The organism is Rhizobium phaseoli (genome assembly GCF_003985125.1).
Classification (GTDB): domain Bacteria; phylum Pseudomonadota; class Alphaproteobacteria; order Rhizobiales; family Rhizobiaceae; genus Rhizobium; species Rhizobium phaseoli.
Genome location: NZ_ML133602.1, coordinates 1 through 13,375 on the forward strand (window position 1 = coordinate 1; position 13,375 = coordinate 13,375).

Below are 13,375 nucleotides of genomic sequence, written 5' to 3' on the forward strand. Positions count from 1 at the left end.
CGATCTGGCGTCTCGTCGCCATCGCCATTACCAACATCTCTATCGCCGTCTTGCACGCCGCCATCAGGCCGATCGCCATCGGCCAGCTGCTCCATCGACTGCGAGAGCCGCCGCGAAGGCGGCGCGCAATCGCACATCGACGGATAAGTTAGCGCCTATGGGGTCAAGCCCGAGCATGACGGAGATTGGGTTGGACCGACGGGCACATCACGCCGTGAGCGCAATGATAGGGATAGGTGCGCGACGACAAAGCCGCACCCTTAAAACGAAACCGCCTTGCCCTTCTTGAACGGCTCCATGCCGCGGCGGGCAAGTTCATCGGCGCGTTCGTTTTCCGGGTGGCCGGCGTGGCCCTTGACCCAGTGCAGCGTCACCTTGTGGCGGTTGCGGGCTTCTTCCAGCGCCTGCCAGAGCTCGGCATTCTTCACCGGCTTCTTGTCTGATGTCTTCCAGCCGTTTTTCTTCCAGCCGAAAATCCACTTGGAGATGCCGTCCTTGACGTAGGCGCTGTCGGTATAGAGATCGACCTCGCAAGGGGTCTTCAGGGCCTGCAGCGCCGAGATTGCCGCCAGCAGTTCCATGCGGTTGTTGGTCGTGTCCGCCTCGCCGCCGCAAAGCTCCTTTTCGACGTCGCCATAACGCAACACGGCGCCCCAGCCTCCGGGGCCGGGATTGCCGGAGCAGGCGCCGTCGGTGAAGATATCGACGTGTTTCATAGGCTCAATCCGTATTCGGCGGCCGAGCCGATCTGGCGATGGAAGCGCAGCTTGCGCAGATATTCGAGCGGGTCCTTCTTGGTGACCATGGCGCCCTCCGGCGTCGTCAGCCAGTCATAGAGCCGCGTCAGGAAGAAACGCAGCGCCGATCCGCGCGACAGCACCGGCAACGCGGCGATCTCTTCGCCGCTCAAGGGGCGCACGCTCTGGTAACCCTCGAGCATCGCCGTGCCCTTGGTGATGTTGTAGGCGCCGTCCTTTTCGAAGCACCAGGCATTCAGGCAGATCGAAACGTCATAGGCGAGCAGGTCGTTGCAGGCGAAATAGAAATCGATCAAGCCCGAGAGCTGATCGCCGAGGAAGAAGACATTGTCGGGAAAGAGGTCGGCATGGATGACGCCGGCCGGCAGACCCTTCGGCCAGGCTGCGGCGAGGAAATCGAGTTCGCCGCGGATCTCATGCTGCAGGCCGGGCTCGACCTCGTCGGCGCGCGCCTCGGATTTTTCCCACAGCGTCCGCCAGCCGTCGATCGACAGCGCATTCGGGCGCTTCAGCTCGAAACCGTCGCCGGCCACATGCATCTGGGCGAGCGCCCGGCCGACTTCGCGGCAATGTTTTGCCTCCGGCTTTCTCAGCCACATGCCTTCGAGGAAGGAGATCAGCGCCGCCGGGCGGCCGGAGAGCGAGCCGAGCAGCGCGCCGTCGCGGCGCGGCAGCGGCAGCGGGCAGGAGAGGCCGCGGGCCGCAAGATGCTGCATCAGGCCGAGGAAGAAGGGCAGATCGGTCTTTTCCACGCGCTTCTCATAGAGCGTCAGGATCAGCGGCTCCTTGGAGGTGTGCAGCAGGAAATTGGAATTTTCGACACCTTCGGCGATGCCCTTGTAGGAGAGCAGGCTTCCCGCGTCATATTCGGTCAGGAACCACTTCAGATCGTCTTCGGCGATATCGGTATAGACTGCCAAGTGAGGTCTCGCCTTCATGCATTGCTGTTGTTCGGTCACCGGATCGACCATCCGGCGTCGATAAGGTTTCAATATGGGGATCAGCCGTTGACGAAGGCCATGTCGGCCGCCGTCAGCTCGATGCTGCGCAATTCGCGGTTGACCAGGAAATTCTCGGTTTCCTGCACCGTTTCGGCCAGTTCGACGCGCGCGTCGAAGCGGGCGCGGAAGGCCTCGATGATCTCGTTGACGATGACCTCCGGGGCGGAAGCGCCGGCGGAAAGGCCGAGCGTCGAGATCGCGCCGATCTCGTCCCAGTCGAGTTCGGCGGCGCGCTGCACGAGGATCGATTTCTTCGCCCCTGCCCTCAGCGCCACTTCGACGAGGCGCTTGGAATTGGAGGAATTCGGTGCGCCGACAATGATGAAGAGATCGCAGCCGGGGGCCGCCTGCTTCACCACTTCCTGGCGGTTGGTCGTCGCATAACAGATCGAATCGGCGGCCGGCGCGGTCAGGTTGGGGAAGCGCTGCTGCAGGCGGGCGATGACGCCGGCGGTGTCGTCGACCGACAGCGTCGTCTGGGTGACATAGCCGAGATTGTCCGGATCGGCGGGCGCATAGGCGTCGGCATCCTCGATCGTCTCGATCAGAGAAACCGAACCCTCGGGCAGCTGGCCCATGGTGCCGATCACCTCGGGATGGCCGGCGTGGCCGATCAGGACGACATGGCGGCCGAGGCGATTGTGGCGCATCGCCTGCTTGTGGACCTTGGAGACCAGCGGGCAGGTGGCGTCGAGATAAAAGAGGTTGCGGCTTGCCGCATCCTCCGGCACGGATTTCGGCACGCCATGGGCGGAGAAGACCACCGGCTGGGCGCGATGTTCGGCCGGGATCTCGTCCAGTTCCTCGACGAAAACGGCGCCCTTGGCCTCCAGCCCCTCGACGACATAACGATTGTGGACGATCTCGTGGCGCACATAGACCGGCGCGCCATAGGATTTCAGCGCCAGCACGACGATCTGGATGGCACGGTCGACGCCGGCGCAGAAGCCGCGCGGCCCGCAGAGCCTGATCGTCAAGGGAGGTTTCGCCGCAATGTTCATGTCTGTTCCGGATTGAGAGGGTTAGGGACCTCTAGCCCAATATGGCCGAGAATTGAAGCAATACTATTGCGCCGGCTGCTTGCCTGACTTGCGGAACCAGGAGATCGCTACCACGACGACGAGCACGGCGGCCAGGCTGTACCAGGTGAAAGCATATTGCAGATGGTCGTTCGGCAGATCGACCTGGGTGACGCCGCCGATCGGCAGGCCGGCCGGATTGGGCGTCGAATCGGCATCGACGAAGAAGGGGATGACGCGCCCCTTCTCCAGCCCGACGCTCTCGGCCATGACGTCGAGGTCCTTCCAGTAGAAGATGTTCTTGGCGACGTCATTGTCGGGCACCAGCGAGGAGGGCTTGCCGGGAAGTTTTGCCCGCGCGAGACCCGTGACGGTCTGCTGATCCGTCAACTGGCCCTGCATGCGCATTTCCGGCTCCTTTTTCTCATAGGGAACGAAGCCGCGATTGACGAAGAGGAAACGCCCATCGGCAAGCTCGAGCGGGGTATAGACGTAAAAGCCGGTCTGGCCGCGCCAGGTGGCGAAGAAGTGCCGCTCCTTGTTGTTGATGTAGCGGCCGGAGGCGGTGACCTTGCGGTATTCGATATCGCCGCCAGATGCCGCCATCGCCTCGATATCGGCCAGCGGCACGGGGCCAGCAGCCTGGCGCGCGGCGATGTCGGCGAGGAGGCCTTCCTTCCAGTGGAGGCGCTGCACCTGCCAGGTTCCGAGCGAAATCAGGATGGCAAGGGCGATCAGCACCAGAATGCCTGTTATCACAGGCAGCCGGCGGCGCGGCGCGGCACGGTCGATATCAGTCACTCAGGCGTCCCTCGCGGGCATTATGGCGATATTGCATGGCAATGAGGATGCCCTTGAACCAGCGCAGCGTCAGCAGCGACAGGATAATGGTCAGCGGCCCGAACAGCAGGATATGCACCCAGATCGGCGGGCCATAATTCACCTGTAGCCAGAGCACCATGCCGATGATGATAAAGCCGACGATAAGGATGACGAAGACAGCGGGACCATCGCCGGAATCGGCGAAGGAATAGTCGAGACCGCAGGAGGCGCAACGCGGCTTTACGCCGAGCAGGCCATCGAACAGCTTGCCTTGGCCGCAGCGCGGGCAGCAGCCCTTGATGCCTGTTCTAACAGGATCGACAGGGGGAAAATGCGCGCTGTCCTCGTTCATGCCATTCCTTCTGACAATTCCATTGCTGCCTTAACTCTCCCATAAAGTATTCGCATCCCGAATGGAAAGGCCTGCGCGGTTTCGCCTCACCGATTCGCGCCAAACAGAAGAAGAAGACTGATGACCAACGACAGCCATGCCGGACATATCATTATTTTGAACGGTGCGCCCAGAAGCGGCAAATCCAGCATCGCCCGGGCAATCCAGGACGAATTCGAGGGCCCGTGGATCAACCTCGGCGTCGACAGCTACAATGCCATGACGCCGCAGCGCTACCTGCCGGGCATCGGCCTCAGGCCGGGCGGCGAGCGGCCGGATCTCGAAGAGCTGATACCGTTCCTCTATGCCGCACTTTACGAGTCGATCGCCATCCATGCCGGGCTCGGCCTCAATGTCGTCGCCGATCTCGGCCATCACGACAGCTATTCGCAGCCGCTCGGCATACTTGGCGACTGCGCCCGGCGCCTCAATGGATTTTCCGTGCTGTTCGTCGGCGTGCGCTGTCCGATCGAGACGATCATGCAGCGGCGCGAGGTTGCCCAGGAGGGCCGCGAGACGCTCTATCTCCGCGCCGCCGACGACATGCCGGTTCCCGAACCGGTGCAGCGCTGGCAGGACGAAGTGCATCGGCCGGGCATTTACGACATGGAGGTCGATACGTCGGTGATGACCGCCCGCGAATGCGCCGAGGCAATCCGCCATCAACTCGATCTCGGCATCCCCGCACCCTCGGCGTTCGAACGGATCGCTGACGGGCGTTGATGGCGATCGAACGTCAGCAGTTGTAGGAGACCTTTGGCGATCAAGGTCGCATTGCCTCCCGCAGCAATTCGATGGTCTGCGTGACGGATCGCCCTTCGACCCGGGGCGGCTCCGCGCGCTCGCAAAACTCGCGCCAGACGAACAGCGTCAGCTCAGCGCCATCCGTCGGAGTTTCCCCCGGTCCGTCGGCAAAATTCTGCAGCACGCGATAGCGGCTGTCTTTCCAGAACAGTTCCTCCACCCAATCGTAGATCGGAATGATATGAAAATGGATGGGATAGCCGGGGGAATGTCCGTAGCGGCCAATGTAAACGCGCTGCGCTCCCAGTTTCCGCTTCAATACGTCCTGCGCTGTCGCCAGCAACGGACCAAGCTCCTGCAACGCGGCTGCGGACAATTCGGAAAGATCATTCGTGTCCGTCTTCGAACTGATCATGAGATAACCGGGAAGAGCGGAATTCATCCGATGGTTCACCAGCCATCCATCCGTTTCGGCAACATGAAAACGATCGGGAATCTCCAAATTGCCTACTCCTCAAATGAATTCAGGAATTTTGCGGACAGAGCACCCTTGATCTCTCCCCGGTCAGGCAAATCCTTATCGATGACAAAGCACGGGATGAGTGTTCGGCTTTTGCCAATCGTATGCCCCACTCTCCGTCGTGCTCGGGCTTGACCCGAGCATCCATGCACGCGTTTCGTCTTGTATCAAGCGATGGAGGGGACGAGCCCCTCATCCGTCTGCCGGCACCTTCTCCCCGCTTGCGGGGCGAAGGAGGGTTGCCGCAACCTCTCCGTCCCCCGCTGACCTCTTGCAAGGCACGTCCCCTCGCCCCGTTTACGGGGAGAGGGTTAGGGTCATATGCGCTAGGTTAGGCGGGCATTTAGATCGTCGCATTGTTTTCGGCGTCGGCGTGACGGCTCACAGAGGTTGCGCCGACTTCGGGTGAAGACATTACAGACAGCCTGCCACAGCAGTGGTCCCCGGATGGCGGTGCAGACGGTACTCAGGGCAATCTTCATGAGACGCCAGCGCGACGGGCTTGGCTTTGGGGTTGGTGCATCCAGAGGGGGAAGAGTCCGGAACTTGCCCGGCAATCTGTTCGGCAATGATGGCAACGATCAATCTGGCGTAGAGCCATGCCTGCGCCAATTCCGGTTTCTTGGCCGGCAAGTTGTCGAGGCCGGCCAGGCTTTTGAACCGCTTGAACGCCAGCTCGATTTGCCAGCGGAAGCGATAGAGAGTGAGAATATCGGCGGGCGGAAAGGTAGCGGCCGGCAGCGAGGTCAGCAGCAGAATGTATTTCGCCGCCTCCAGGCTGCGCGGATCAGGTTGTTTGCCCTGCTTGCGGGCGGCCTTGAGCAGGCGCGCCTGCTCGGCTTGCACCTGTTGCGGATCCTTGCGCCGGACAACGAGGCGCAGAAGCAGTGGCGCCGTCACCCTCACGCCTTCGTGGATACGGACCGTCAGTTCACTTTCCTGCTCCTGCTGAGCGGCGAGCGCGGCAAACAGATCAAAGGGCTCGCCGTTCGCCTGCAGCAGGCGCAACGAGTTCCAGCCGGTCCGCACGATGAAGTCTGCACCGGCATCGATCACGGGCCGCAGGTCGCGCGACCTTGCATAGTAGCGATCGGCCAGCACGATATCACCGGCTGCGTAGGTCAGGCGCTGGAGGTTTTCGGCACCGTGGATGTCGGTCAACTCAAGCTGATCGACCTGAGCCGTTGCGAGGTCGTAGCCGACATGCAACCGCCATGTCGTGCGGTCGGCACCTGGGTGACAGATCGACGTTCCGTCGAGCGCACGCAAGCGATATCCCGCCCAACGCCCCGCCGGCACTTTGGTCTGTTCGGCAATCAGCGCGGCCACGATGTCGCCAAGCCAAGGGGCTGCTTTGCACAGCCGCTCAAGCAGCGACGGGTCGGACAGCCGCGCGATCCCGCCCGCTTCGGCCCATGCACAGGTCTCGCGCAACGACATGCCAAGGCCGCCATAGGCAAGCGCCAGCCGCAACAGCGTCTCGGCGTTCTTGATTTCCCGCACCCGCGTGAAGGCACCGCGCAACCGCGCCGTTGCTTCCAAGTCAAAACCAGCCGGAAGCCGCGCGCTCACTTCCGGCCAATGATCCAAAATCTCAGGACGAATCTTCATCCCAAGCTTGAATCATAAGCAGATTCATCATGTCCAGGGCTAAACCTAGCGCATATGAGGGTTAGGGTGAGGGGCAGCTTTCGGCGCTAATCGAACAGCCGTGGGATCAGCGAGCGTGGGGAACTACACACAAAAAAGCGGGCTGAAGCCCGCCTTTTCACTTGAACATCGCTGCAATCAACCAGCTGCGAGAGGTGCGCCCCAGCCGCCCCAGACGTAGATGCAGAAGAACAGGAACAGCCAGACGACGTCGACGAAGTGCCAGTACCAGGCGGCCGCCTCGAAGCCGAAATGCTGCTTCGGGGTAAAGTCGCCGCGCAGCGCGCGCAGCAGGCAGACCAAGAGGAAGATCGTGCCGACCAGCACGTGGAAACCGTGGAAGCCGGTCGCCATGAAGAAGGTCGCGCCGTAGATCGAATTCTTGAAGTCGAACGGGGCGTGGGCATATTCGTAGGCCTGCACGCTGGAGAACAAGATGCCGAGCAGCACGGTCAGCGTCAGGCCCTGGATCAGGCCCTTGCGGTCATTGTGCAGCAGCGCATGGTGCGCCCAGGTGACCGTCGTGCCGGACAGCAGCAGGATGACGGTGTTGTAGATCGGCAGGTGCCAGGGGTCGAGCACCTCGATGCCCTTCGGCGGCCAGACGCCGCCGGTATAGGCCATGCGCGAGGCCTGGATCGCCTCGTTCGGAAACAGGCTGGCATCGAAATAGGCCCAGAACCAGGCGACGAAGAACATCACTTCCGAAGCGATGAACATGATCATGCCGTAGCGCAGGTGCAGCGAGACGACGCGGGTATGGGCGCCCTCATGGGCTTCCTTCACCGTATCGGCCCACCAGCCGTACATGACGTAGAGAACCAGCACGAGGCCGATATAGAAGAGCCAGGGATTGGCGAGTTCGGCGCCGGCGACCTTGAACGAGCCGCCATTGAGGTAGCGCATATAGCAGACGCCGCCGATCGCCATGATGAAGGCGCCGAGCGAGGCGAGAATCGGCCACGGGCTCGGGTCGATGATGTGATAGTCGTGATTCTTCTGATGCGCATCGGCCATGTCAGCTATCCCCGGATGTCTTCCTTCACTCCGCTCCCGGCATAGCCGGAAACGGGCCTTGATCAAAGTTTCTTTTCAACCTTCTCCGCTCCACCCTCGTTCGAAGCCAGCGGCTTCGGGCCCTCTTTCGGGTAGAACGTGTATGACAGCGTCACCGTGTGGATATCCTTCGATTCCACCGCCTTGACGATTTCCGGATCGATGTAGAACACCACCGGCATTTCGAGCTTCTCGCCCGGCTTCAGGTCCGTTTCCGTAAAGCAGAAACATTGCACCTTGTTGAAATAGACGCCCGCCTCGCCCGGCGTGACGTTGAATACCGCCTGGCCGCGCTGGGTCTCGTTCGAGCGGTTCTCGGCGGTGAACTTGACCTGGATGGTTTCGCCGATCCGCGGATTGACCTCGCGCTCGACCGGCTTGAAATCCCACTGCAGGCCCGGCGCGACATTGGCGTCGAAGGTCACCCGCATCTTGCGGTCGAGCACGACGCTCGACATCTGCTCGACGCGCTGCGTCGTGCCGTTATAACCGGTCACCTGGCAGAAGATGCGGTAGAGCGGCACGGCGGCATAGCTCATCGCACCCATGCCGAAGACGAAGCTCAGGCACATCAGCACGACGGCGCCGTTGTTGCGTCCCTGCTTTTTCGGTGCGGCGGCCTTGTCGCTCATCCGGCCATTCCCCCGCCGATCTTCACGATCGTAATCGCATAGAAAAGCACGACGAGGCCGGCGAGCACCAGCCCGAGGGCGATGTTGCGGTTGCGGCGCGACTTCATCTGCTTTTCGGTGAGCTTGACGAGATCCATCAGAACGAGCCTCCCGCATACGAGACCAGCATGGCAGCCAGCCGGTCGATCATCAGGGCAGAAAAGATGGCGAAGAGATAGAAGATCGAGAAGGCGAACAGTTTCTTTGCCGGGATCATCTTCAGATCGCCGTCGGGCATGCGCCAGACGGCGATGGAACAGTAGATGAAGATCACGCCGAGGGCGGCGGCGACGAGGCCGTAGGCGAAGCTCGCGAAGCCGAGGTAGGACGGCAATACCGCGCAGATCGCGGTCAGCACCGCATAGGCGACGATCTGATGCTTGGTCACCCGCTCGCCGGAAACATTCGGCAGCATCGGCACGCCGACGGCCTCGTAGTCGCGCATCTTGAAGAGCGCCAGCGCCCAGAAATGCGCCGGCGTCCACAGGAAGATGATCAGGAAGAGCACGGTGCTTTCGATCGTCACCGAATTCGTCACGCAGGCCCAGCCGATCATCGGCGGGAAGGCGCCGGCAGCACCGCCGATGACGATGTTCTGCGGCGTCGAGCGCTTCAGCCACATGGTGTAGATGACGGCGTAGAAGAAGATGGTGAAGGCGAGGATGCCGGCCGACAGCCAGTTGACGGCAAGGCCGAGAATGACGACCGAAAAGCAGGACAGCACCAGGCCGAAGGCCAGCGCCTCGGAGGGGGCGATGCGGCCGGCCGGGATCGGACGCTTGGCGGTGCGGCTCATGATGGCGTCGATATCGGCGTCGTACCACATGTTGAGCGCACCGGAAGCGCCGGCGCCGACGGCAATACAGAGGATGGCGATCAGGCCGAGGACCGGATTGATGTGGCCCGGCGCCAGCACCAGGCCGGCAAAAGCGGTGAAAACCACGAGCGACATCACCCGTGGCTTCAAGAGTTCGAAGTAATCGCGTGCGCTCGCTTCCGACAATTCGCCGTCCTTTGCAAGCGCCTCGTGATTGTCGATGACCGTCATCATTCCGTCCTGAATGTCTCAATGCCAGGACGCCGTATCGAGATGCGGCGTCCTGTTATCCGCGCAGTTTACTTGATGCGCGGCAGCTGTTCCCACTGGTGATAGGGCGGCGGCGAAGGCAGCTGCCATTCGAGCGTCGTTGCACCCTCGCCCCACGGATTGTCGCCGGCCACGCGCTTCTTGGCCAGGGCTTCGAAGACGCAGACGAGGAAGATCACCACGCCGAAGGCCGAGATGTAGGAGCCGACGGACGACACGTAGTTCCAGCCGGCAAAGGCATCGGGATAATCGATGTAGCGGCGCGGCATCCCGGCGAGCCCGAGGAAGTGCTGCGGGAAGAACACCAGGTTGACGCCGATGAACATGACCCAGAAGTGCAGCTTGCCGAGGAATTCGCTATAGAGGTAACCGGTCATCTTCGGGAACCAGTAATACCAGCCGGCGAAGATCGCGAAGACGGCGCCGAGCGACAGAACGTAGTGGAAGTGCGCCACGACGTAATAGGTGTCATGCAGCGACCGGTCGAGACCGGCATTGGCAAGCTGGACGCCGGTGACGCCGCCGACCGTGAACAGGAAGATGAAGCCGATCGCCCAGAGCATCGGCGTGCGGAACGAGATCGAGCCGCCCCACATCGTCGCAATCCAGGAGAAGATCTTCACACCCGTCGGAACGGCGATGACCATCGTCGCGAAGACGAAGTAGCGCTGCGCGTCGAGCGACAGGCCGACCGTGTACATGTGGTGAGCCCAGACGACGAAGCCGACGGCGCCGATCGCGACCATGGCATAGGCCATGCCGAGGTAACCGAAGATCGGCTTCTTCGAGAAGGTCGAGATGATGTGGCTGATCATGCCGAAGCCCGGCAGGATGAGGATGTAGACCTCGGGGTGACCGAAGAACCAGAACAGGTGCTGGTAGAGGATCGGGTCACCGCCGCCTTCCGGCGAGAAGAAGGAGGTGCCGAAGTTACGGTCGGTCAGCAGCATGGTGATGCCGCCTGCCAGAACCGGCAGCGACAAGAGCAGCAGGAAGGCGGTGATCAGCACCGACCAGGCAAACAGCGGCATCTTGTGCAGCGTCATGCCGGGAGCGCGCATGTTGAGGATCGTGGTGATGAAGTTGATCGCACCGAGGATCGACGAGGCGCCGGCAATGTGCAGCGCGAAGATCGCCAGATCGACCGCCGGTCCCGGCGTGCCGCTCGTCGCCAGCGGCGGATACATCGTCCAGCCGCCGCCGGTGCCGTAGGCGCCTGCCGGGCCTTCGACGAACATCGACAGAAGCAGCAGCGCGAAGGCTGGAACGATCAGCCAGAAGGAGATGTTGTTCAGGCGCGGGAAGGCCATGTCGGGGGCGCCGATCATGATCGGCACCATCCAGTTGGCGAAACCGCCGATCATCGCCGGCATGACCATGAAGAAGATCATGATCAGCGCGTGCGCGGTGGTGAACATGTTGAACATCTGCTTGGCGCCGTCGATCGCAGCATCGCCCTCGTAGCCGTAGACCATCGAGGCCAGGCCGTGGAAGATCTGGATGCCCGGCTCCTGCAGCTCCATGCGCATGGCCACCGACAGCGCGCCGCCGATGATGCCGGCAATGATCGCAAAGATCAGGTAGAGCGTGCCGATGTCCTTGTGGTTGGTCGAAAACAGCCAGCGATTGACAAAGCTCGGCTTGTGCCCGTGATCGTGATCATGATCATGGGCGTGGTCATCATGGGCATGACCGTGAGAATGATCGTCGTGAGCGGAAGGTCCAGCCATTGTCCCGATCCCCTTTGATTACTGTGCTTCGGCGACGTCGACGGTCTTTGCGGGACCATCGGTTGCGGCCATGAGTGTCTTGTAGGCGCCGGGCAGGTCGCTGGCGGCTGCGCTCAGCCACTGCTTGTACTTGTCCTCGGAGACGACGCGGATGGCGATCGGCATGAACGCATGGTCCTTGCCGCAGAGCTCGGAACACTGGCCGTAGAACAGGCCTTCGCGCTCGGCCTTGAACCAGGTCTCATTGAGGCGGCCCGGCACGGCGTCGATCTTGATGCCGAAGGACGGCATGGCGAAAGCGTGGATGACGTCGGTCGGCGCTGCGGTCACGAGGACGCGCACCGTCTTGTTGACGGGCAGGACCAGCTCGTTGTCGACAGCCAGAAGCCTGGGATAGATCGACTTGTCTTCCTTGCCGGCGGCGGCACGGTCCTGATCCTTCAAGAGGTAGGAATCGAAGGCGAGCGGGTTGTCGCCCGAACCTTCATATTCATAGTTCCACTGCCACTGCGTGGCGGTCGCCTTGATCGTCACGTCGGGGTTTTCGGGCAGCGTCAGCTGCGCCGTCAGCAGGTTGAAGGAGGGAATGGCGAGAAGCAGCAGCACCAGGACCGGCCCCACGGTCCAGATGACCTCGATCAGCGTGTTGTGGCTCGTTCTCGAAGGCACCGGGTTGGCGCTAGCGCGGAACTTGACGCAGACGACGATGAGCAGGATCAGAACGAAGAGCGTGATCGGAACGATAAACCACAGCGTATATTGTTCGAACCAGTGGATTTCCCGCATGATCGGCGTCGCCGCCGGCTGCAGCGTCGCCTGCCACGGCTTCGGCTGGTCGGCATATGTGCCGGAAGCAAAAAGCAGACAGACCAGCGCGGTCAGAGCTGCATAAGCCTTCTTCATCACCTTATTATCTCCCTCGAGCGCTTGACCTGCAAAACCAATGCAGAATCCTTGCCATCTTCAGCGCTTCAAACCACAGTTTGGCATTTGCCGCAACAGGCCAGAGCAATTGTCTATGCGGCATTTTTGCTTAAACAGCAGGCAGGCTTGGGCGGCAAAACATCCCAAGTTTTTCATCAGCATATGAAAAAACGCCTTTCCGGCCAATCCGGCCGCCGCACATTCTTGCCAAAAGGTCCAATTTCTGCCGCAGTCCCCCGGTTTTCACGGGGTGGGGCTTTTCATTTCCGGTGGGCAGCTTCAACAATAGCCGCAATGATTCGATATCCAGAGGTTTTCATGGGTTTCCGTTCCCTCGCGCAGTCGCTCGTCGTGACTGTCAGCATCGCGGCTGCCGCGGCGACGCCCGTTTTCGCACAGCAACCCGTTCCGGCCACGCCCACCACACCAGCACCGGCCGCCCCTGCCCCCGCCCCGCAGCAGCCGAACGCCGCCAGCCCGAAAGTCGAACCGGCGACGCCCGGCCAGACGCAGCCGCAGGCGCCGGGCACGGTGAAATCCAATCATGGCGCCTGGTCTGTTGTCTGCGACAAGCCGGCCGGGGCTTCGACCGAACAATGCGCGCTGATGCAGAACGTCATCGCCGAGGACCGGCCGGAGGTCGGCCTTTCCGTCGTCGTCCTCAAGACGGCCGACCGCAAGTCGAAGATTCTGCGCGTGCTCGCACCGCTCGGCGTGCTCTTGCCGAACGGCCTCGGCCTCAATGTCGACGGCAAGGATATCGGCCGCGCCTATTTCGTGCGCTGCTTCGCCGATGGCTGCTATGCCGAGGTGGTGCTCGAGGACGAGTTGCTGAAGACCTTCCGCAGCGGCGCCCAGGCAACCTTCATCGTCTTCCAGACCCCGGAAGAAGGCATCGGCATCCCCGTCGACCTCAAGGGTTTTGCTGAGGGTTTTGACGCGCTGCCGTAAGGGCAGCTGGCCGCCTGCCGCGGGTCCGCCCCTCACCCGTCGCTGTACTTG

At 61.8% G+C, this 13,375-nt stretch carries 15 protein-coding genes; 2 read left to right on the forward strand and 13 right to left on the reverse strand.

What is annotated here, in order from left to right:
• Positions 1 to 260 precede the first annotated feature (260 nt).
• The 5 genes from rnhA to EFD56_RS30575 all read right to left on the reverse strand — a co-directional run bounded on the left by rnhA (position 261) and on the right by EFD56_RS30575 (position 3,952).
• Positions 261 to 716: a ribonuclease HI gene (gene rnhA / locus EFD56_RS30555; RefSeq protein WP_010032196.1), complete on the reverse strand. Its 456-nt coding sequence runs from the start codon at positions 714 to 716 to the stop codon at positions 261 to 263.
• On the reverse strand, positions 713 to 1,678 hold the full coding sequence (locus EFD56_RS30560) for a homoserine kinase (protein WP_064819349.1): 966 nt from the start codon (positions 1,676 to 1,678) through the stop codon (positions 713 to 715). The genes rnhA and EFD56_RS30560 overlap by 4 nt, the downstream gene beginning before the upstream one ends.
• A gap of 80 nt (positions 1,679 to 1,758) precedes the next feature.
• Entirely contained in the window at positions 1,759 to 2,760 is a 1,002-nt protein-coding gene (ispH, locus tag EFD56_RS30565; protein ID WP_004673008.1) for a 4-hydroxy-3-methylbut-2-enyl diphosphate reductase, read from the reverse strand.
• A gap of 63 nt (positions 2,761 to 2,823) precedes the next feature.
• Complete coding sequence (locus EFD56_RS30570; protein WP_126907043.1) at positions 2,824 to 3,579, reverse strand: SURF1 family protein; 756 nt, start codon at positions 3,577 to 3,579, stop codon at positions 2,824 to 2,826.
• Entirely contained in the window at positions 3,572 to 3,952 is a 381-nt protein-coding gene (locus tag EFD56_RS30575) for a DUF983 domain-containing protein (RefSeq protein WP_016734578.1), read from the reverse strand. Before EFD56_RS30575 ends, EFD56_RS30570 begins: the two co-directional genes overlap by 8 nt.
• A 120-nt stretch (positions 3,953 to 4,072) precedes the next feature.
• Between EFD56_RS30575 and EFD56_RS30580 the strand changes: the two genes are divergently transcribed.
• Complete coding sequence (locus EFD56_RS30580; RefSeq protein WP_126907044.1) at positions 4,073 to 4,714, forward strand: chloramphenicol phosphotransferase CPT family protein; 642 nt, start codon at positions 4,073 to 4,075, stop codon at positions 4,712 to 4,714.
• A gap of 40 nt (positions 4,715 to 4,754) precedes the next feature.
• Here the strand turns inward: EFD56_RS30580 and EFD56_RS30585 are convergent, their stop codons facing one another.
• The 8 genes from EFD56_RS30585 to coxB form a co-directional block, all read right to left on the reverse strand.
• Positions 4,755 to 5,237, reverse strand: a complete 483-nt coding sequence (locus EFD56_RS30585; RefSeq protein WP_126907045.1) for an HIT family protein — start codon at positions 5,235 to 5,237, stop codon at positions 4,755 to 4,757.
• 432 nt (positions 5,238 to 5,669) lie between these two features.
• Entirely contained in the window at positions 5,670 to 6,866 is a 1,197-nt protein-coding gene (locus tag EFD56_RS30590) for an IS4 family transposase (RefSeq protein ID WP_126907046.1), read from the reverse strand.
• A gap of 177 nt (positions 6,867 to 7,043) precedes the next feature.
• The gene (locus EFD56_RS30595) at positions 7,044 to 7,922 is read right to left on the reverse strand and encodes a cytochrome c oxidase subunit 3 (RefSeq protein WP_004673003.1); all 879 of its coding nucleotides are present in this window, start codon (positions 7,920 to 7,922) and stop codon (positions 7,044 to 7,046) included.
• A 62-nt stretch (positions 7,923 to 7,984) separates the two neighbouring features.
• Positions 7,985 to 8,593 carry a cytochrome c oxidase assembly protein gene (locus tag EFD56_RS30600; protein ID WP_064817616.1) on the reverse strand — a complete coding sequence of 203 codons (609 nt, stop codon included), beginning with the start codon at positions 8,591 to 8,593 and terminating at the stop codon, positions 7,985 to 7,987.
• On the reverse strand, positions 8,590 to 8,730 hold the full coding sequence (locus EFD56_RS32860; protein ID WP_004672998.1) for a hypothetical protein: 141 nt from the start codon (positions 8,728 to 8,730) through the stop codon (positions 8,590 to 8,592). Before EFD56_RS32860 ends, EFD56_RS30600 begins: the two co-directional genes overlap by 4 nt.
• Positions 8,730 to 9,680: a heme o synthase gene (locus EFD56_RS30605; protein ID WP_064819348.1), complete on the reverse strand. Its 951-nt coding sequence runs from the start codon at positions 9,678 to 9,680 to the stop codon at positions 8,730 to 8,732. Before EFD56_RS30605 ends, EFD56_RS32860 begins: the two co-directional genes overlap by 1 nt.
• Before the next feature lie 68 nt (positions 9,681 to 9,748).
• Positions 9,749 to 11,449: a cytochrome c oxidase subunit I gene (gene ctaD / locus EFD56_RS30610; protein WP_037143774.1), complete on the reverse strand. Its 1,701-nt coding sequence runs from the start codon at positions 11,447 to 11,449 to the stop codon at positions 9,749 to 9,751.
• 18 nt (positions 11,450 to 11,467) lie between these two features.
• A complete protein-coding gene (coxB, locus tag EFD56_RS30615) occupies positions 11,468 to 12,352 on the reverse strand; it encodes a cytochrome c oxidase subunit II (protein ID WP_012482931.1) in 885 nt (294 codons plus the stop codon).
• A 315-nt stretch (positions 12,353 to 12,667) separates the two neighbouring features.
• Here coxB and EFD56_RS30620 point away from each other — a divergent pair, with 315 nt between their 5' ends.
• Positions 12,668 to 13,324, forward strand: a complete 657-nt coding sequence (locus tag EFD56_RS30620) for an invasion associated locus B family protein (protein ID WP_029531606.1) — start codon at positions 12,668 to 12,670, stop codon at positions 13,322 to 13,324.
• The last annotated feature ends 51 nt before the right edge of the window (positions 13,325 to 13,375 follow it).